Source organism: Sorangium sp. So ce321 (assembly GCF_051530195.1).
In the GTDB taxonomy this organism is placed as follows: domain Bacteria; phylum Myxococcota_A; class Polyangia; order Polyangiales; family Polyangiaceae; genus Sorangium.
On record NZ_CP150329.1, the window covers coordinates 3301558 to 3321011 of the forward strand.

General features: G+C 70.5%; 17 protein-coding genes and 2 tRNA genes. 11 read left to right on the forward strand and 8 right to left on the reverse strand.

Annotated elements, in window-relative coordinates; translation table 11 throughout:
* Window positions 1-225: 225 nt before the first annotated feature.
* Entirely contained in the window at window positions 226-3837 is a 3612-nt protein-coding gene (locus WME89_RS12820; protein ID WP_438009465.1) for an MFS transporter, read from the reverse strand.
* A 273-nt stretch (window positions 3838-4110) separates the two neighbouring features.
* Between WME89_RS12820 and WME89_RS12825 the strand changes: the two genes are divergently transcribed.
* Both WME89_RS12825 and WME89_RS12830 read left to right on the forward strand, forming a co-directional pair.
* Window positions 4111-5298, forward strand: coding sequence for a hypothetical protein (locus tag WME89_RS12825; RefSeq protein WP_438009466.1), 1188 nt, complete (start codon window positions 4111-4113; stop codon window positions 5296-5298).
* Complete coding sequence (locus tag WME89_RS12830) at window positions 5295-6092, forward strand: MXAN_2562 family outer membrane beta-barrel protein (protein ID WP_438009467.1); 798 nt, start codon at window positions 5295-5297, stop codon at window positions 6090-6092. The genes WME89_RS12825 and WME89_RS12830 overlap by 4 nt, the downstream gene beginning before the upstream one ends.
* A 199-nt stretch (window positions 6093-6291) precedes the next feature.
* Here WME89_RS12830 and WME89_RS12835 read toward each other — a convergent pair whose 3' ends face one another.
* Window positions 6292-6885 carry a serine protease gene (locus tag WME89_RS12835; protein ID WP_438009468.1) on the reverse strand — a complete coding sequence of 198 codons (594 nt, stop codon included), beginning with the start codon at window positions 6883-6885 and terminating at the stop codon, window positions 6292-6294.
* Between the two features lie 149 nt (window positions 6886-7034).
* Window positions 7035-7108, reverse strand: a tRNA-Pro gene (locus WME89_RS12840).
* Between the two features lie 195 nt (window positions 7109-7303).
* Between WME89_RS12840 and WME89_RS12845 the strand changes: the two genes are divergently transcribed.
* The 3 genes from WME89_RS12845 to WME89_RS12855 all read left to right on the forward strand — a co-directional run bounded on the left by WME89_RS12845 (window position 7304) and on the right by WME89_RS12855 (window position 9085).
* Window positions 7304-7711 (forward strand): VOC family protein, encoded by a 408-nt coding sequence (locus tag WME89_RS12845; RefSeq protein ID WP_438009469.1) that lies wholly within the window; start codon window positions 7304-7306, stop codon window positions 7709-7711.
* A 107-nt stretch (window positions 7712-7818) separates the two neighbouring features.
* Window positions 7819-8871 carry a hypothetical protein gene (locus WME89_RS12850; protein ID WP_438009470.1) on the forward strand — a complete coding sequence of 351 codons (1053 nt, stop codon included), beginning with the start codon at window positions 7819-7821 and terminating at the stop codon, window positions 8869-8871.
* A gap of 141 nt (window positions 8872-9012) precedes the next feature.
* A tRNA-Arg gene (locus WME89_RS12855) sits at window positions 9013-9085 on the forward strand.
* Between the two features lie 750 nt (window positions 9086-9835).
* Here the strand turns inward: WME89_RS12855 and WME89_RS12860 are convergent.
* The gene (locus WME89_RS12860; protein WP_129346731.1) at window positions 9836-10060 is read right to left on the reverse strand and encodes a hypothetical protein; all 225 of its coding nucleotides are present in this window, start codon (window positions 10058-10060) and stop codon (window positions 9836-9838) included.
* Between the two features lie 449 nt (window positions 10061-10509).
* On the opposite strand from WME89_RS12860, the gene WME89_RS12865 reads away from it, so the two are divergent.
* Window positions 10510-10728, forward strand: a complete 219-nt coding sequence (locus WME89_RS12865; protein ID WP_438009471.1) for a hypothetical protein — start codon at window positions 10510-10512, stop codon at window positions 10726-10728.
* Entirely contained in the window at window positions 10725-10877 is a 153-nt protein-coding gene (locus WME89_RS12870) for a hypothetical protein (protein ID WP_438009472.1), read from the forward strand. Before WME89_RS12865 ends, WME89_RS12870 begins: the two co-directional genes overlap by 4 nt.
* A gap of 629 nt (window positions 10878-11506) precedes the next feature.
* On the opposite strand, the gene tnpC is transcribed toward WME89_RS12870, so the two are convergent.
* From tnpC to tnpA, 3 genes are read right to left on the reverse strand one after another with little or no spacing between them, the layout of a single operon-like run.
* On the reverse strand, window positions 11507-13183 hold the full coding sequence (tnpC, locus tag WME89_RS12875) for an IS66 family transposase (RefSeq protein WP_438009473.1): 1677 nt from the start codon (window positions 13181-13183) through the stop codon (window positions 11507-11509).
* Window positions 13180-13602 (reverse strand): IS66 family insertion sequence element accessory protein TnpB, encoded by a 423-nt coding sequence (gene tnpB, locus WME89_RS12880; protein ID WP_437656511.1) that lies wholly within the window; start codon window positions 13600-13602, stop codon window positions 13180-13182. The genes tnpC and tnpB overlap by 4 nt, the downstream gene beginning before the upstream one ends.
* Window positions 13550-14125, reverse strand: coding sequence for an IS66 family insertion sequence element accessory protein TnpA (gene tnpA / locus WME89_RS12885; RefSeq protein WP_438009474.1), 576 nt, complete (start codon window positions 14123-14125; stop codon window positions 13550-13552). The genes tnpB and tnpA overlap by 53 nt, the downstream gene beginning before the upstream one ends.
* Before the next feature lie 29 nt (window positions 14126-14154).
* Between tnpA and WME89_RS12890 the strand changes: the two genes are divergently transcribed.
* The 4 genes from WME89_RS12890 (at window position 14155) to WME89_RS12905 (ending at window position 19018) form a co-directional block, all read left to right on the forward strand.
* Window positions 14155-15384 (forward strand): AAA family ATPase, encoded by a 1230-nt coding sequence (locus WME89_RS12890; RefSeq protein WP_438009475.1) that lies wholly within the window; start codon window positions 14155-14157, stop codon window positions 15382-15384.
* On the forward strand, window positions 15374-16456 hold the full coding sequence (locus tag WME89_RS12895) for a hypothetical protein (protein ID WP_438009476.1): 1083 nt from the start codon (window positions 15374-15376) through the stop codon (window positions 16454-16456). The genes WME89_RS12890 and WME89_RS12895 overlap by 11 nt, the downstream gene beginning before the upstream one ends.
* Window positions 16456-18186, forward strand: a complete 1731-nt coding sequence (locus WME89_RS12900) for a DUF262 domain-containing protein (protein ID WP_438009477.1) — start codon at window positions 16456-16458, stop codon at window positions 18184-18186. The genes WME89_RS12895 and WME89_RS12900 overlap by 1 nt, the downstream gene beginning before the upstream one ends.
* Window positions 18187-18751: 565 nt before the next feature.
* On the forward strand, window positions 18752-19018 hold the full coding sequence (locus WME89_RS12905; RefSeq protein ID WP_438009478.1) for a hypothetical protein: 267 nt from the start codon (window positions 18752-18754) through the stop codon (window positions 19016-19018).
* Window positions 19019-19240: 222 nt separating this feature from the next.
* Here the strand turns inward: WME89_RS12905 and WME89_RS12910 are convergent, their stop codons facing one another.
* Window positions 19241-19447, reverse strand: a complete 207-nt coding sequence (locus tag WME89_RS12910; protein ID WP_438009479.1) for a hypothetical protein — start codon at window positions 19445-19447, stop codon at window positions 19241-19243.
* Window positions 19448-19454 lie beyond the last annotated feature (7 nt).

Below are 19454 nucleotides of genomic sequence, written 5' to 3' on the forward strand. Positions count from 1 at the left end.
GATGCCAGAGAGAGGTCGGGGCAGCTTCGGGCGCCCGAGGACGTCTCTCGCTCGTCCTTCAGACGTGCCCCCGCGGCCGCGCATTGATGGCCATCGAGGTCCATCGACGCGATCGGCGTCACCGACGTCACCCACGTCACCCACGTCACCCACGTCACCCACGTCCGAATGCAAGCCATGTTCCTGCGCGCCGCCGCGGCGTGCTACGCGGCGCGGCGCCGGCGCTCAATCGAGGTCGCTGTCGTCGAGCGCCGGCGTCTCCTTGCCGCCGGCGGACGGCTCCCTCGCGAGCACCGCGGGCGGCGGCTTCAGCGTCGGCGGCGGCTTCGGCAGGAGCGACAGCCGCGCGTGCGCGTCGGCCAGCTTGCGATCCGCCTCGCGCAGGCGCCGGTTCAGCACCCGGATCACCGCGTCGGCGATCTCGGCCGTCTCCCGCACCGCCTCGTGGAAATCCTCGGCGGACACCCGGAGCAGCTCGGTGTCCTCGGTGACCACCGCGGTCGAGCCACGCGGCTCGTTGTCGAACAGCGACATCTCGCCGAAGACGTCGTGCGCGCCGAGGCGGGCGATCTCGCGGCCGTCGAGGGTGAGGCGCACCTCGCCCGAGATGATCGAGTAGAGCGCGCCGCCAGGCTCCCCCTGGCGGAAGATGACGTCGCCCTGGAGCAGCGAGACGACGAGCGAGCCGCGCGCCAGCGCCACGAGATCGTCGCCGGCCACGCGCGAGAAAAGCGGGACACGCTGGAGGAACAGGATCTTCTCGATCGTTGTGTACATCTCGTCCTCGGGGTCGATGCCGGTGCCGCCGGTGACCGCCCAGTATCGCGCGTAACGCGCCACCGCGGGATCGACGTCGGCCCGCAAGGCGTTCAGGCGCTCGCGTGCGCCCGGCGGGTACGTCACGGCGATCGCGATGGCGGCCGCCTCGCGGACGAGCGGGTCGGGATCGTGCGTGGCGGCGAGCGCGTCCGCGGCGGCGCCGGAGATCGCGTGCTGCGCGACCGCGTTGAGCGCCAGCGCGGCGCTGTAGGGCTCGCCGCGGGCGAGCTCGCGGCGGACCCAGGAGACGACGCCGGCCTCCGGCGGCATGGGCCGTGAGGGGAAGGCGACGGAGAGCTCGAGCAGGCGGTCGACGAGGGAGACGAGGCGCTCGCGCAGCGGGCGATCGAGCAGCGACTCCAGCACCTCGAACGCGTTGGCCCGCAGCGCCGGGTCGGGGCCGAAGACGTGCGTGCGCACGAGGGCGACGACCTCGCGCGGGTAGGCGAGCTCGCACAGCCGGAGCACGCGGATGAGCCCCTTCCGCAGCCGACGGAGCAGGTGCTGATCGAGCAGCGGGGAGGCGACGCGGGGGCGCACCGCGATGTACGCCTCGCGCGTGCGGACGTGCTCGACCGTCTCGTCGTCGATGCAGGCCCGGATGACCCGCAGGGGGGCCGGCGGCGCGCGCAGCGAGAGGCGCAGGCGCGAGGCGGACGCGAGCACCTTCTGGCGGAGGGCCTCGTCCTGGTGGTCGATGTGGGCGAGCAGCGCGTCGAGCGCGCCCTGGCTGCAGAGCCGCGCGAGCACCCGCGGGATCGCGAGCCGCGCGGCGCGCGGCGTGCTGTCGTCGTCGAGGCGCGCCGCCAGCTCGGGGATCGCCGCGTCGCCGAGCGCCTCGATGGCCCGGGCGGCGGCCGACGCGAGGGCGTGCTCGGCGAGCGCGTCCGCGAGCAGGGGGAGCAGGCGCGGATCGGCGACGCTCGACGAGGCGCGCACGGCCGCGCGGCGCACCGCGGGGTCGGGATCGCCGAGGAGGCGCGCGAGCGCGCGCTGGAGCGACGCGCGGCCGGCGAGGCCGAGGACGCGGGCAGCGGCGACGCGCTCGCGGGGGGACGGGCTCTCGAGGAGCGCGCGCAGCCGCGGCGCGCCCTCGAGCATGCCGTCGAGGCCGCAGTAGCGCAGGAGCGCGGCGATCGCGGCGATCCGGAGCTCCTCGTCGCCGGGCGCCTCGGCGGAGGCGGGCGCTGCCACCCCGCGCGCGGGGCTCTCGCCGGCCAGCGCGAGCAGCTCGTCGTGGGCGTCCTCCCGCAGCTGCGCCGCGAGGGCGTCGACGGCGGCGACGCGCACGGCGGTGTTGCGGTCGTGGATCGCCGCGCGCGCGAGGTCGGGGCCCGCCTCGTGCCCGAGCTCGGCCGCGAGGCGCACCGCGAGCGCGCGCACCCTGGCCGATCCGTGGCGCGCGAGCGTGGGGACGGCCTCGCGCACCAGGTCGGGGTCGAGCTGCCGGAGCTGGTCGACCGCGAAGAGCACCTGCGTCATGGCGCGGCTGTAGAGCGCCTCCGTGAGGATCGCGCGCGTCTGGGGGCCGTAGGCGACGCCGTCGGTGTCGATCTGGCGGCGCATCAGGGTCAGGCGCATCGCGTCGAAGTAGCCGCGCCGCACGATCGGGATGAGGGCGATGGTGGCGGCGCAGATCGGGAGGGAGTACAGGCCGATCAGCGCGGCGTCGTCGACGAGCGCGGGGCCCTTCGCGGCGGCGGGCGCGAGGGCGAGCAGGACCAGCGCGCCGAGGCCGTAGCCGAGGGGCTTGGCGATGGCGGAGACGAGCGTCCGCACGCGCTCCCGGAGCGCCGGCGGGAACGGGAAGAAGAGCAGCTGCGTCGTCGCGTCGTAGATCGTGAACTGGAGCGCGTTGTCGCTCAGCTTGAGGATGGCGGCGAAGGCGAGCGAGGGGCTCGCGATCAGCGCGACGGTGCTCGCGGTGAACGCGGCCGGCATCGCGAGCAGCCCGCCGAGCACGCCGTGGCGCCGGAGGACCCAGGGCGTGACGCCGAGCTGCACGACGAGGCCGAGCACGCCGACGGCGCCGTAGAGGAACGCCATGAACCGGGCGAGATCGTCGCGGTCGGGGTAGGCGGTGAGGGCGATCGCCTTGAACTGGTAGTCGCCGACCGTGAGGACGGCGAAGAGGACGAGGGTCAGGAGCGCGATCGCCAGCGCGTAGCGCGATCGCCACAGCTCCATGCGCGGGAGGCGGGCCTGGAGGAGCGCTTCGGCGCCGGAGGGGGGCCGCTCCAGCGGGTGTCGCCGCTCGAGCACCATCGTGAGCGCGGCCATGGCGAGGAGCGCCGCGATGAGCACGAACAGCAGGTTCTCGGTGCCGATCCAGGTGACCGCGCCGCCGGTCGCGAAGCCGCAGGCGACCGTGCCGACGACGCGCCCGCTGCCGATCAGGCCGAAGAGGCGCTTGGCGCTGCGGGGGTCGTGCAGGTCCTGGGCGACGGCCCAGACGAGGACGCCGGTGAAGTTCGCGATGATCTCGGACCAGATGTAGAAGACGAGGTAAGCGGCGCGCAGCTCCTGGCCGATGAGGACGCGCAGCACCGCGAAGGTCACCGCGCCGAAGAGGGCGAAGGCGACGCACAGGCGGGCGCGCGGCAGGCGGCGGGCGATGCGGCCGTAGGCGAGCGCGGCGACCGCGGAGGCGGCGCCGTACACGAGCCACATCGGCGCGATCCAGGTGACGGGGAACCTGGTGAGGAAGAGCGCGTCGCGCGCCGAGCGGCCGACGACGAAGATGAGGGCGGCGAGGAAGAGCAGGCAGAAGAGCAGCGCGGTCCGGTGCAGCTCGACGCGGGTGAGGGCGACGCCGAGGACGACGGTGTCCGTGCTGGGCGCGGCGACGCTCGGCGGCAGCCGGCTGGGCCGGTTCGAGGTCGGGCGCACCGACGGGGCTGGCCCGGGCGCAGGCGCGCTTTCCTTGCGGGGGTTGAGCTGCCCGGGGCGCACCTCCTCCGGCGCGGAGGCGCGCTCGTTCGCGCTCGGCTCCAGGGGAGCGGCGTCTGTCGGATCCACCGCGCTCAACCTAGCCGAGCTTCGCTGAACGCGCGTGTATCGATGGCCACGCGGCTCGTCCGGCCGCGGCGGGCGAGGAGCGCCGGCGCTTCACTGCCGGGCGGCGCTTCACTGCCGGGCGGCGCGGAGGTGCCGCTGACAACTTGTCAGGAACGGCGAGCTGCGCCGGCCAGCTCGTCATCCGGCTGGGGCGGTGCGCGTGATTTCCCCTGACTTGAAAGGCCGTGCGAGGTATTTGCGGCGTGGTACGAGCTGTGCTGAAAGGACGCGCGCATGGACAAGACAAGCTTTCTCTTCGGGCCACCGCCGCGAGGGCGGCGGTTCCGGGCCAGGCTGTGCGCGGGGGCCCTCGCGGCGGCGGCCCTCGCCGGGGGTGCGAGCCGGGCCGGCGCGACGTTGGGGATCGGTCCAGTCGTCGAGCGCATGAATGAGGATGAGCGGCGCCCGAGCTCGCAGTTCCCGCTGTGGATCAGCCACCAGGACTGCCTCACGGACAACGGTCTGAAGTTCAAGGTCACGCTGTCGCAGGGGAGCTACCAGCGCGACGATGTGCTGTCCATCTGGGCGAGCCAAGAGGCGGACTGCAAGGACCCCCGGGAGCGCCTCAGCAGCGGTTTGTGCAGGTTCGTCAGCGAGCAGTCCGACCTCACGCAGGACAACGCCGTCGAGGTACCTGCCAAGAAGATCGCGGAAGCCCTCGGCGTCACGGACTGCAAGGACAACAGCTCGAGCACCAGCGCGCGCAAAGTGGTGCTTCACTTCATGCTCCTGAGGGAGACGCAGGAAACCGTAGCGGCGGACGACGCTGCCACTTGGACCGAGACCCACGTGGATCTGCTTGGCCCCAGACCGCCGGAGGGTGTGAAGGTAGGTAGCGGCGATACCCGGCTCATCGTCGAGTACTCGCCGTCGGATGACGCGGATACGCTCGGCCATTACCTCTTCTGCGATGACAGCATCGTGAGCTCGACGGGGACCGGCGGTGGCGCCACAGGCGGTGGAGGCGACGTGGACGCCGGTGCCGGTGGCGGCGTGGACGCCGGCTCGACGGCAGCGGGCGGCAGCTCCTCGTGCGGCTCGACGAAGCTCGTTCCGGGGGAGGTCCCGGACCCCTCGCTCTCTCGATGCGGCAGCGCAGGAAAGACCGGCGCGGGTGAGGCGGAAGGCCTCCAGAACGGCGTCCCCTACGCGGTGGGCGTCGCGGCCTACGACAGCGTCGGCAATTCAGGCGTGCTTTCGAATATTGCGTGCGGGGTGCCGGTGGACGTGGACAGCTTCTTCGAGCTGTACCGGGAGGCCGGGGGCCAGGCGGGCGGGGGCTTCTGCAGTGTCGCGGGGCCGGTCGGGGCAGGCCGGTGGCTCTCGGTGCCACTCGGCGCGATGGTGGCCGGCGCTGCCCTGGGAATGTGGCGCAGAACTCGGCGGCGGCGCGCGCGCCCCTCCACGCAGGAGCATGGATGAAACTCCATTTCACTCGGATCACCGCGGCGTGCCTCGCCGGTGGCGCCGCGCTGCTCGTCGCCAGCGCCGCCTCGGCGCAGGTGCGCGCCCCCGACACCGACTGGCGGCGGGCCGACCGGTCGAGCATCCACAACAGCGAGCGGTACGGCTCGCCTCAGAGCTTCGCGTTCGAGGTGCGCTTCGGCGCCTACTCCCCCGAGGTGGACGAGGAGTTCTCCGGGGGCGGGACGGGCCCTTATGCGACGACCTTCGGGGATGGCTCCCTGTTCTACTTCGGCCTGGAGCTCGACTGGCTGCCGCTTCGCATCCCCTACGTGGGCGCGATCGGGCCGGGGCTCGGCTGGGGGTACACGTCGGCCTCGGACAAGGGGTTCGTCGCCGGCACGGCCGACCGGTCGGCAGAGAATACGTCGCTCACCGTCATGCCCATGCACCTGTCCGCGGTTGTCCGGTTCGATGAGCTGATGCGGAAGACAGGCATCCCCTTCGTGCCCTATGCGAAGGCAGGCCTCGGCATGGGGGTGTGGTACGCCGGGAAGGCCTCCGGCACGGCGGAGCACGAGGGCGTGGCGGGAGAGGGCATCACCTGGGGCACGCACCTCGCGCTCGGCGGGGCGCTGGCGCTGAACTGGCTAGACCGGCGCTCCTCCTCCCAGCTCGACGAGTCCACGGGCATCAACCATACGTACCTGTTTGGCGAGTGGATGTACGCGAACCTCGACGGGCTCGGCTCGCGCCCGCAGATGCACGTCGGCACGTCGACGTGGGTCCTGGGGCTGGCGCTCGACATGTGATGTTGCGACCGGCGCCGGCGCGGGGGCGCTGGCGCGGTGGGAAGAGCGGCGCCGGCCGGTGAGCGGGGTGGAGCGCCGGCTGGTGCTGGCGAGAGCCGGTCGGTGCTGGCGAGAGCCGGTCGGTGCTGGCGAGAGCCGGTCGGTGCTGGCGAGCGTCGAGGCGCCGGCGCGGCGGGGGACGCCGCGACCGGCGCTGGCTTCACAGCTCGTCGCTCTCGAACGACGTGCCGCTGTCCGTCTCCTCTTCGATCACCGTCGTTCCCCGCGGCCGGGCCGTGGTGGGGCGGCGCGGCGGGCTGTCGCTCTCGAAGGCCTGGACGGTCTCCCTGGAAGGGGGCCCGAAGATGGGCATGACGAGCTCGCGCGCGGCGCCTTCGCGCTCGTACGCGATCTTGAGCTCGTTCGCGCTGGCCAGCGCGCGATAGGCCGCGAACAGGTCGTCAGGGCGCTCGAGCGCGGTGCCGTTCACGTGGGTGACGACGTCGCCCGGCTTGAGATCGATGCCGCTCCAGTCCGGGGGCAGCGCGAGGATCTTCCAGCCGATGAACGCGCCTGCCCGGATGACCTCCTCGACCGGCACGCGCCGCAGGATCCAGGGCGGTCCCTGCACCAGGACGCGCTCGACGTCGGCGCGGGCGAGCTGCCCAGCGGGCGCCGCCTGCTTGGCCGGGGCCGCGCTCGGCGCACGCGGCGCCGGAGCCGCCGCTCGACCCGTCGCCTGCTGCCCGCCGCACCCTGCGAGGACGAACAGGGAGAGGCAGGCGCCGAGCATGATCTTTCCGTGCGTCGACATCGGGGGGACTATGCGTGGCGAGCCCGAGGGGGCCAAATAAGACGCAGGCGGGGCGAGCGCGATGAGAGGCGAGCGGCAAGGCCGAGGCCCGCCTGGGGCAAGGCCGAGGCCCGCCGGGCTCGCGAGGGGAAGGGGTTCGTTGAAAAGGGTCGGGGAGGCGGGATTTGAACCCGCGACAACGAGCACCCAAAGCTCGTGCACTACCGGACTGTGCGACTCCCCGAGCGGAGCGTCCGCGAGCGGGACCATAGACGAGGCGCCCTGCCGGGGCAAGGCAGGTCGCGGCGGTGAGATCGCGGCGGCGAGGTCGCGGCGGCGAGGTCGCGGCGGCGGTCGCGCGCCCGGCGCCGGCGAGGCGAGGGACGCGCGGCTTTTCAGGTGCGGTGCCGCGCGAAAGGCGCTGAGATGAGGGCGCTGCATGAGCGAGCCGCTCCCGTCGCTGTCGGTCCATCACCTGGCCGTGGTCGTGCGCGATCTGGAGCGGGCCGAGGGGTTCTACGCGGGCGTCCTCGGGTTGCCGGTGCTTCGGCGCTGGACGGATGAGGCCGGAGCGCCGCGGTCGTTGTGGCTCGAGCTCGGGGGCGGCGCTTTTCTGGCCGTGGAACGGGCAGCGGTCGCCGGGCCGACGCGCGCGGACGAGGCGCCAGGGTGGCACTGCGTCGCCCTGGGGATCGGCCCGTCCGAGCGGGAGGCGTGGCGCCGCCGGCTGGCCGAGGCGGGCGTGGCGATCGAGCGGGAGAGCGCTTACTCGATGTACGCGCGCGATCCCGAGGGCAACCTGGTGGCGCTCAGCCACTACCCGCACGCGCAGGTGGGGGCGGGCTGAGGGGGCGCAGGGCGAGCTGGATGGAAGGTCGGGCGGCGAGCCAGCGCGCTGGAAGCTTCCCGAGGGCAAGCGCGTCGAAGGGGAACGAACGAGCCGGAGGTTTCAGGATGCCGCGTTCAACGTCCGAGTCCATGTCGCCCGATGCTCCTGTGTCGCTCGTGGTCCCGTTCGGGGCCATCGGGCTCGTGGGCGGCTGGCTCACGGCGGACAGCTTCCACGTCGCCGACGACGCGCCCCGCTACCTGCTCGCGGGCGTGACGCCCGTGGTCGCGGCGCTGCTGGGCAGCTACCTGACCAGGCGGATCGGAGGTGTCGGGGCCGGGAGCGCGGCGGCGACGTCGAGCGCCGGCGCGGGGTGGGGGGACGACGCGGCGTGCATGGATGGCCCGGGACGGTGGACCCGCCGGGGGCCGATCGCGGCGAGCCTGCTCGCGCTGTGGTCCATCGGCGTGGCCGGCGTCGTGAATGGCATGACCATCGGGCTCATGCTGGGTCCGGCGGGGATGATCATCGGGGCGGCGTTCGGCGCCGTTTTCTCGCTGCCGTTCGTGCCGGCGCTCGCGGCGGTGCTGCTCGCGGCGAACCGCGTCGGCAGGGCGCGCGCAGGCTCGATCGTGGCGAGGGCCGACCGGCGCGCCGTGTGGGCCGCGACCTCGATGGTGATCGCGCTGGCCGTGCCGACGGCGCGGGCCCTCTTCGGGGCGCCGGTGGCGCCCGAGCTGGGGCGCGCCGTGGCAGCGATGGGGCTCGCGACGGTGGGGGCGCTGTTCGTGGTCGACGCGGTGGCGCTGGCGAGGGTGCTGACGCTGCCGCAGGGCCCGATGGCGGCGGGGGCGGGGGGTGAGGCGGGAGACCTCGAGGTGGAGCTCGGAGAGGACGGGGTGGGGGACCTCGGGGAGCTCGGGGAAGGAGAGACCGGAAGGGGGAGGAGCGCTGCGGGTGGCGGGCGGGGGATGGGGGAGAGGATCGACCTCGGCCTCGGGGAAGAGGTGCAGGTCGAGGTGGTGAGGCCAACCCACGCCTACCGGGGCACGCGGCAGATCTCCCGGGTGGTGCGGGGGAACCGCGAGCGTGCCGCGGCGGTGCTGCGGGCGGCGCTGGCGCGGGGCGGGATCGCGCTGGCGATCGGGGCGGCGCTCTGGGGCGAGCCGTGGAAGTGATCGCGGCGCGCGGGGGGCAGGGGCTGGCGGAGAGCGCGCGACGGCGGGGGAGCGGGCTGGACGAGAGGTGGGCGGGGGATCTGGCTTGATGCGTGAAGCGAGGTGTGCCAGGGTCCGGCGCCCGTAGCGGCTGTTGCCCCTGCCCCCGTAGCTCAGTGGATAGAGCAGCGGTTTCCTAAACCGAAGGTCGCAAGTTCAATTCTTGCCGGGGGTGCTCGAAATCCTGAGGGATTTTGGCTACGCACCTGATGAGTGGGCAGCCGCAGGCGGATGGCGTTGCGGCCTCGATCGCCTGGTGCGGGTCGCGGACCGCAGCGTGCGGCGCCGACGCGACGAGGTGGCGGCCAGCGAGCGGTGCACAGGCGCTGCGCGAACCGCCGGGAGGACCACAGACCGATGCGCCAGCCGGCCGCGAGCGATGTGCGCGCGGGGGTTGGAGCGCCGTGCGTGCGCACCTTGCGGGACCCGTGGCGCAGCTCGGGGACGGGGATGGACGCACCAGGGAGGGGGCTGCCGCCGTGCTGGAATGATTCGCTGGGAGGTGCTTGGAAGGCTCCCGGGTTGAATTTCAATCCTGTCGGCAGGTCTCGAGAGGCTCCGGGTTGAATTTCAATTCTGGCCGGAGGCTCTCGAGAGGCTCCAGGCTGAATTTCAATTCTATCGGCAGGTCTCGAGAGGCTCCGGGTTGAATTTCAATTCTGGCCGGAGGCTCTCGAGAGGCTCCAGGCTGAATTTCAATTCAAGTTGGCGGCGGTGCGCGACCTTATCCTCTGATCCAGCGCGCTACCCGTCAGGCGGTCAGCACGTCCTCCAGGAGCCGGCGAAGATCCCGGCCTCGCGCGAACCCCCTTCGATCGATGAGTTCGACGGCAGATCGCGCCATCGCGATGTCCGTATCCCGCGCTATCGCCAACAGGATGCGTATGTCCACGAGATCCTGGGCCGAGGGCGTCCTGAAGCGTGCTCACGGGGCGCGTCGCGGCCAGGGGACAGGCCGCCCCTCTGCATCGCCAAACTCGGCGCCGGGGCGCTCCCTTAGCCAGTCGGCAAGACGCATGTCGATGTCCTCCTCGCTCGCCTCGGGCAGCCGGCGCCGGAGATTCTGCCGCATCAGTGCCACACCTGCGTCGTGCAGCTCGAAGGCCAAGCGTAGGTTCTCCGCCAATCGCGTCGGGTCTGTGGCAGCCATTCGGCAAGAATACCGCGTCCCCGGAGCGCAGGCGAGCGGGCGACGCACGCCCTGCTGCACGCTGCGCCTCCAAGGACCACGGCACCGAGGCCGTGGAGGGCTGGAAGGACGAGTTCACGGACAATGGATAGGCCCGATGGCAAGAGCTCGGACCGTAACGGGGCGACGGACGCGCTGTGCGGGAAAAGATGGCATTCCTGGAGGTGCTCGCGGTTTGCCAGGACCGCATCGCCTCCGGCGAGACGCTCGATCTGCGACACGCCCCGCAGCGCGGCGGGTGATCTCGCGCCGCTCGCCCCCGTGGCTTACGTCCGCTGGTCGACCGCTACCCGACGCTCGAGGCGCAGGCACGCGAGTGGAGCAAGCGTATCGGGCCGAAGTCCGCCGCGCTCCTCGACGGCCCCTGGAAGGAGCGGATCCTCGAGCCGGGGCTCAGAGAGAGCCAGGCCGTGAGCTACGGCCTGCGGCGGGAGGACGGCAGCGTCTGGCAGGAGCCGGGCCGCGTGCATGACAACGACCACAAGGACTGGTCGCAGCTCTGGGCGCCGGTGCACCGGAAGGCGACTCGGGACGGCGAGCAGGTCGGCCTGGTGGACGAGCTCGCGCGGGGCTCGGAACTGCTTCTCGGCGGCGCATTGCCGCCGTGGCTCGTGGAGGTGCTGCGATGAGCAAGAACGAAGAGGACGACGTTGGCGCGTGGTGGGTCTCGCAGAAGGCGAAGGAGACCTACGCCGAGCTCCGGCGGCGCTGGGACGCGCTCCTCGCCTGGGGCGTTGGAGACAAGCTCCCGAACGTGCGCCGGCAGCTCGACGCGTGACGGGAGTTCTCGGCCAAGTGGGAGGCCGGCGACGAGGAAACGAGCGTGCTGTCGGCCATGTCGGCCGACCTCCAGGTGGCCGAGAGCTACGTGCGCGAGAAGATGGGCGACGCCTCCCGGGCTGCCGGCGCGCGCTCCGGCTGCCGGCCGGGCCGCTGGTGCTCGCGGCCTTCTCGGCCGGGGGGCACATCGTCAAGCGCCTGCTCGCCGACCCGCGCGACCGGGCCGAGGTCGCGGCCGTGGTGCTCGCGGACGCGACCTACACGACGGAGTGGACCGACCGCGCGCAGGCACTCGCGGCGCCGATCGGGTCGCTCGTGGACTACGCAGCCGAGGCGGCGGGTGGCGGTCGACTGTTCGTGGCCACGGCGAGCAGCGCGCCGAACAAGCAGCACCCGACCGGGGCGCAGACCTTGGCCGCGGTCGCGCGCGAGCTCGGGAGCCGGGTGCGCGCGGAGGAGGGTAACCGCCACCCATCGCCATGGTCGTGGCCACTTGCGGCTCTCGCCGGGGTCGACGATGCTGGGCGCGGGGCAGCGCCTACCCACGGCCCGGTCGGACCTGGGCGGGCACGAGAGGACCGGCGAGGTGCTCTGCCCCGCCGGGTCGAAGATCGAGGTCGGCGTCGCTCAGGATGCGTCGGCGTCGCCAGCAGCCGGAGACGCGAGAGACGCTTGCGCCCAGGCGGCGGGCAGCAGTTCGTCCAGCCGTTCGCGCGGCCAGCCCGCCTGCAGTTTGCCGATCACGTCCGTCGCCCAGGCGAGCGGGTTGGCTCCATGCATCCGGCACGAGCCGAAGAGCGTGTAGCCGACCGCGAGGCGTTTCGCTCCCTCATCCGAGCCCGCGAATAAGTAGTTTTTTCTTCCGAGCGCTACACGTCTTAGCTGCCGCTCGACTTCACCGTTGTCTATCTCGAGGCGCCCATCGGTGAAGCAGCGCCGCCACGCCGCCTCCTGGTTGATGGCGTCCTGAGTTGCGACGTAAAGTGGCGTATTCGGCACGAGCCGCAGATGCAGCTCGTGAATCCACTGGTACAGCTCGTCGACCACGGGCAGCGACAGCTCCTGCCGTCGCGCCAGGCGTGCCTCCATGGACAGCGCTTCGGCTTTGCAGGCTGCCTCGATACGGTAGATGGCCTTGAAGTACGCAAGCGCCACAGCGGCTCGCGCATCATCGCCCTGCGCCGCCTTCTCGAACTTCGCGCGGATGTGCATGCCACAGCCGAGCCGGCGCTCCTCGGGCACGATCCGCTCGCCGTCGTCGCCGCCGCGCAGCATCGCGGCGTAGCCTGCGTAGCCATCGCCCTGCAGATAGCCAGTGAAGCCCTGCAGCAGCGCAGCTGGGTGCTTTGGCTGCCAGTCCGGTGCGTACACGAACGTCACGAGCTCGGCCCCGACGAAGGCCCAGATATGGCCTCGCTTCACCCCGGCCGGATGATCCCGATCCAGCACGCGCATGCCCGTGTCGTCGGCGCGCACGTAGCACGCGCCCAGCACGCGCTCCTGGATCCTCTTGGCCACGGGGGTGAGCACGTCGAGCGCGAAGGCCGACCACTCTCCCAGCGTCGACGGCGACAGCGACACGCCGAAGCGAGCGTACTGCTGCGCCTGCCGGTAAAGCGGCATCGCGTCCTCGAACTTCTCCACGATGATGCTCGCGAGCAGCCCCGGACCCGGACGCCCCCGATCCATCACCTTCTCGCTGTCTGCCGTCGTCACTCCCTGCTCGGGGCAGCGCGGATAGGCGAGCTTCTCCCTCTGCTCCTCGATGATCCGGAACTGTGCAGGGACGAACTCGAGCACCTCGCTCGTACGATGGCCAATGCACTTCTTGTCCGCGCCGCACTGCGGGCACTTCCGGTCGGCCTCAGGGACGGGCACAACGCGCGTCTCGCGCGGCAAGTGTGCGGGAAGCGGCGCGCGCCCACGGTGTCCCCGTAGCGGCTTCGGCGGCTCAGGAGGTTGCTGCACCAGCCCCTGCTCCGGCTGCGGCGGTGCTTCCGCGCCGAGCTCCGACGCGGGCTCGGAGCCAGCCGTCCCCTGCGGCGCTTCGGCCCCGAGCTCGGCGAACAGCAGCATCAGCTGCTCGGTGGAGACCTTCTGGCTCTTACGTCCGTACAACTCGCGCAGGGCGCTCGCCAGCCGCGCCGACAGCGCCGTGTTCTTGTCGCGCAGCTGCACCAGAAGCCCGAGCACGAGCTCGATCAGCTCCGGGATCTGCCCGGCTGCCGCGAGCTGCTCGAGCTTACGTCGTACATCCGCCAGATCGGCAGGGAGCGCTGCTCGGGGCTGCGGGGGAAGGCTCACGAGGCGCGCTGGATACGCAGGCCTCGCGCATCCATCAAGCCTTGCTTCGAGGCGTCAAGATTTCTCCCGCCGGGCCTCCAGCGCTTGCGCCGTACGGCTTGGGACAGGTCGAGCCCTTCGAGCATCAGCGACAGCTCGGCCGCCTCGACCTCGACGTGAGTGGCGCCCTTGGGCAGGTCGCGGGCGAGGTAAAACCGGCCGCGAGCGAGTTTCTTGGCAAATATGGCGTATCCAGTGCGATCCCAGAACAAGACACGGATCTGGTCGCCTCGCCGATTCCTGAACACGAACAGATGTCCACAGAGCGGGTCGGCTCCGAAGCGCTGCGCGACCAGCGACGACAGACCATCAAAGCTCTTCCTCAGGTCAGCCGGCTCCGCCGCGACGTAGACGCGCACCGACGGCGGCAGCGTCAGCACGGCGTCTCCTCGGCCGCCAGCGCCAGCACGCGCTCGAGCGTGGCGGGGTCGAATCACGCCCGTTGGGCAGCGCGATCTCGATCGGCTCAGTCACGACCGGCGACACGTCGGCCACTACGTGCACCGGCAGGAACCGCGGCGGCTCGGTCGACGACGGCGGCGAGAGCTGCGAGGCCCCGTCAGCCCGCAGCTTCCAGCGCCACCAGTACAGCTGCTTATGTTTGTACCCCTCGCGCCGTGCGAAACTCTCGGCGCTCAGCCCGCTCCGCTCCCATCGCTCCACCCGCTCGGCCCACTCCACCCTCGTCGCCATCCCTTCCTCCTTCGCGAGGGGAGAGGTAACCGGCGCCGCCCGGACGGTCACGATGCCCTTGGCTGGGCGGATACGAGCGAACGGCCGGGAACTCGGACGAACCCGGTGTCGCGCCCGAGCGTAGCGTGCCGATCGAGCCCAGACGTTCGCCAGGAGGAACCCCGAGGGACAACGACGGGCTCTGACCTCGACCCACGACCGAAGTAGCATCCCCCGGACCACCGTGGTAATTGGCGAGGGTGGCACCGCAGATCCAGGCTATCGAGCTTGCCCGCTACCGCGGCTTCCGAGATGCTCAGCGACCGGAACTGTTGCGTCTCAACCTAGTCTACGGCGAGAACAACGCGGGGAAGAGCGCGCTCGTGCGCGTTCCGGCGCTACTCGCCGCGAGCCGGACCCCGGGCCGCCTCGGTCTCGACCTCGGCGAGCCGGTGCGCCGGGCCGGGTTCCAAGAGGTGCGGTGGCGCGGGCCGCTCCCCGATGACGCGGACAGCGATCTCGTCCTTGGCGTCGGATTGTCCGACGGCTCGGCGTGGCGCTGGACCTTTCGATGGCTCAACTCTCGGGCCGTCTCCACCATACAGCGGATCGAACTTTCCACGCCGGACGAGCGCGTGGATTTCGAGCGTGTGGACCTGGCCGCTCAGGATCCCAGAGATGCCGAGTACGTTGGGCCGCAGGGGCCGCAGCGGCTAGTGTTCGACGGACTTATCCCGCGGACCGGTGCGGGCGATCTCATGGATCGCCACCGCGACGGGCTGGCTGGCGCGCTCGATGGCGTCATCTGGCTGCAGGCGACGCGCCAGGCGCCCACGCGGGAAGGCACGTCCCTCGGTGCGCAAGGCGTCCTCACTGGGAGCGGCGAGGGCGCGGCCGCGCGCGTCGCCTCCGATGCCAAGCTGCGCAGTGCCGTTTCCGCCTGGTTCCTCACTCACGCCCAGTGCCGCGTTGACGTCGAGTTTCTGGGCACCGATCGTCAGCGCTTGGTCCTCGAGCCTGTCGGCGCGCCGTCGTACGCCGTGCCCTTTCCCGACTCGGGAGAGGGGCTTCAGCAGGTGTTTCCGCTCGTGGTCGCCCTCGAGCACCTGCGCCGAGACGGGGGGCTGCTCTGCGTGGAGGAGCCGGAGAGTCACCTGCACCCCCGGCTACAACGGGGGCTTGTTGCCCTGATCGTTGACGTGTTGCGCGCGCAGCCTGCCGCGTCCGTGCTCCTGGAGACGCACTCAGAGGTCTTCTTGATCGCGGCGCTCGCCGCAGCGGTCGGAGCGCTGCCGGCCGCGGTGCGCCTCTATTGGGTTGAGGCCGGGAAAGATGGCGCTGCCACCATCGAGGACGTTCCCCTCGATCCAGAGGGGCGTCCCACGACACCGAGACTGGAGCAGGCGTTCGATACCATGGGTGTCATGAGGCGGGAACTCATTCAAGCAAGGAGAGCTGGCGCACAGGAGTCACGTTCCCGTGGAGGTTGAACTGGACTCGTCCCTTTTGACGGCGCAGCCGCGCGACGATCTCGTGCTCCTCGCCATCTGCGCATTTGGGCTACTGGGGCGCCATCGAATCGTCCCCGACGACCGAGCGGCGTGGGACCGATGGGCCAGGACGCTTCCAGGCGAATTAGCGGAGGAGGTCCTTTTCGCCTGGGATGAGAGTGAGCGTCGTGCCTCGGAAGGCGGCCCGTCCGAGCGCGTTGCCGTCGTCCCGACGGGGCCCGCGCGGTTCGGGCAGGTTCCCATCGAGCTCACCCCTACCGAGGCGTTCGCGTTGCTTGGCCGCCCGCTGCGCGTCCTCTTGGAGAACGGCAGGAATGACCGAGCGTTCCTCCTCGCCTTTGCCGACGAGGCCACGCGACGCGCGCTGGACGAAGCTGAGCGACACGGCTGGGTCGTGTTCGAGACTGCCGGTGGAATAAACGAGCTGGCGCAGCGCATCGAAGCAGTCCAGGACAGCGCGTCGCGGGAGGTCTTCCGCACCATGTACCTGTGCGACAGTGACGCCACGCAGCCGGGCGCCTACTCGCAAGTGGCCGATGCCGTTCGCCAGAACCTCACGGTTCTAACCACAACCTTTCAGCGACAGCCCTCGCACTTCGGATTCGTCCTCAGCCGGCGCGCCGCGGAGAACTACGCGCCTCCTGGGGCCGTGCTTACCTGGGCCCGCGACGGCTTCGGCCGTGACGCGTGGCGCGTGATCCAGAGGGCGCGAACACCAGCCGAGAGGGCGACGCTTGCGATCGGCACCGGCGCCGAAGGGAGTTGGAGACGCCGGCTCCTAGCGGCCATTGCGCTTACCGAGCTCCACGCGGACGTGCGCGGATTCGTCGACATGAAAGAAGGGCGCTTGCGCCGGAACAGACCGCCCCAAGCCGACGTCGTAAGGACGGTCGACAGCGTGTGGAACACGCTCGACGCCTTCCAGCAAGCGGCACTACTAGACGGCTTCGGCGCGGGCTTCTCGGCGAGCTTCTACGGGAGCCAGCGATGTCTTCAGGACGAGACTGGCGAGGTCAAGGCGTTCCTCGCGAAGATCATGGAGAGGATCTGATGGCACAGTCTTACCTCCGCAACCCCAGCGTCGAGCGGCTTCCTGTCATTCTGGAAGAGCTGCACGTGGGATCTCTCTGCATCCCGCCGTTCCAGCGAGACTTTGAGTGGACCGGAGAGCAGCGCCTGGCGCTGTGTAGCTCCGTCCGCCTAGGTCTGCCGACCGGAGCCCTGATGGTCTGGCGCACCAGCCACAAGCTGGCAGCGGAAAACCCGATCGGCCCTTACCACCTCGCGCCATCGGAGGCGTCCGCGCCGCAGTACCTCCTCGATGGCCGTCAGCGCATGACCACACTCTACGCGGCGTTGGCAGCCAGCTTCTGGACCCGCGAGGGTAAGGCACCTCCGTTGCCCGCGTCGGACGTGCGCGAGGCCCCCGACGGAACACCCTGGTCCATCCTGTTCGACCTCGAAGAGCAAGAGTTCACGTTCGATCACCAGAGCGACGCCGCCGAGACGAACCCGAACCTGTCCCTGTTACCTGCCGGGGAAGACAACAAGCGAGCTCTGCTGCCCCTTGCCGTGCTCCTCGACGACACGGCCTACGACGAGTGGCGCGCACGAACTTCACTCTCGCGCGAGCACACGAACCGAGCGCGAGCGTTGCGCTCCGCGTTCACGGACTACCTGATTCCCGTCGTTCCGCTCGCGACGGACGACATCGGCGTGGTGACCCTGACCTTTAAGCGGGTGAACAACGGGGGGACGCCGATGGGCGACGCCGACATGACGCGTGCGCTCGCCTGGAGCAAAGGCTTCGACCTGCGCGAAAAGATCGAGGTTGTCCGGGAGGAGCTAAAGCCTCGCGGCTGGGGGGAACTGGAGGACGACGCGCTCCTCAAGGTGGTCGCAGCGGTGTCGAACCTGGATCCCACGGAGGTTGATCCGGAACAGCTCGCGCAGAAGATAAAGGCGCATCCAGCACTGGTCCACACCGCAGGAGAGCGCGTGGCCAGTACGGTGCGCTTGCTCGGGGACAGGCTAGGCATCACGGGTCCAGGCTCGCTTCCCTACACCCAGATTCTAGTGCTCGTTGCCCGTGCACTTGACCGTGCGGGCGGCTCGCTGAAGCCGGCGCAGGAAAACAAGCTCGCCGCATGGGCGGCGGAAGTCTGCCTCGACGAGCGATTTGGCGGCGCACCCGCGCACATGATCCGCGCCGACTGGCGCGCCCTCGCCCATCGCCTTGGACTCCCTCACGCGGACCCGCCCCGCGCACGCGACGAGAAGCTACCGAAAGCGAAGGAGTGCTGGGTGTTCTCCATGGCGTGGGCGCGGAGCCGAGGCACGGCGCTCGTGCTCGCCGACCAGAGACCGAGAGACGGCCAAAACCGGCCCTTCAACGATCCGTTCACGCTGGTTGCACGCGGGAGCGACAACATCGGCATGTTGATCGCACAAGGTGCAGAGGGAGTCCCGGTTTTCATACGGAGGCAAGCCAAGCACAAACACCTCTCGACCGCACTCCGCTCACCGGCGAACAGGGTCGTGTGTCCTCCCCACGAACTGCCTGAGTTGCGCGCGGCACTCTTACGGGGCGATTGTCCCGTAGAGCTCCTTCGCAGCCACCTAGTGGATGAGACGGCGCATGAGGCACTCGTACTTGGCGATCTGGAGGAGTTCTTCGAGCGTCGTCGCACGGCGATTTTGATCGCCGAGAAGCGTTGGGTTGAGGACCGCGGCGGCGAGGTGGAAATTTTACGCGAGCCGCGGACGTACGCGTGGCGCTGAGCGAGTCGCCCGCCGCCCGAGGCCTCCCGCTGCGAACTGCGACAGCTCGCCGAGTGCCCGAGGCGGTTGCAAGTCTGCAGAGACCCTAGCCCGAGGCCTGTTCAACACGGCGACGACGGCGTGCTGGTGCGCTCAGCGCTCAAGCGAGACGCGGTTATAGAAAGACGCGGCGGGCTCCACGCGCCGGTGCGCTTGCGCGCTGCCGAACTCAGCGCTACGGCTGCCTCGTGCAGTTCGAGCCGTCGCCAGAGACACTGCTGCGTCAGTGCGACCCTGTTCTAGTGAGGCTCGCGAGCAAAGTAGAGGATTTCAGCCAAGTGAGCTGGAACCGAAGCCTCACACGAAAAACCTACCGCACTGATGAAACAGGTGCTGCTCCCGGCTGTCGGAACACTGCTGTGTCAGGAAACTTGCTGCTCCACCAGGCAACTCGCGTCGGTCGTATGGCGACATGGTGAGCATGAACAACCTATCGTCGCGGCGCCGAGGAGGCGCTAAGGCAGCCCTGTCCCTTCCGACGGAACCCACCCCTGGCCAGGTCGCTCTGCTGGAGGAGTTCCGCACCATGCGCGAGCAGCTCGAGAAACTCGTCGACCAAGCGAACCGGCTCGCTACCCACCGGCGGCATCTGCCGGAGGCGACCGTCATCAAGTACTACGGGCTCTGCTTTTGGTACGCCGAGTTGCTGCTGGGCCGCGTACACGAAGACGAGGACGCTTTGCTCGAACTCGACTGGCCCTTGGAGGACGCGCCGCCCTGTCTCGTCCTGCGGCGGCGTGCGCGCGTGATCGATCTCGTGCCGTTCCTCCGTGCGCGCAAGACTGGGCAGTAGAACCTCGCTCCCAGGCCGAGCCAAGCCGAACTCGCGGAGGCCGGCGTCCCTGACCAAGGTCTAACGGCGCGCTCTTGCTCGAACGCCCCGCGACTGTACCGAGGCGGCTGCCCCACCGCCCCAGGGCCCACGCAGCAACTCCCGCCGACGGTAGCCCGCGTCCTCGACGTGCGCTCATGCGGCGCATCGCACCCGGCCGCGCGCTCAGCGGGCGGGTCGCGGTCAGGGGACAGGTTGCCCCTCTGCATCGCCGAACTCCGCCCCCGGCCGCTGCCGTAGCCAAGCGGCAAGGTGCTCGTCGATCTCTGTCTCGGTCGCCTCGGGCAGCCGTCGCCGGAGGTTCTGCCGCATCAACGCTAGGCCTGCCTCGTGGAGGTCGAACGCGAGGCGTAGGTTCTCGGCCAGGTGAGTCGGAACTGTGGCGCCCACACAGAAA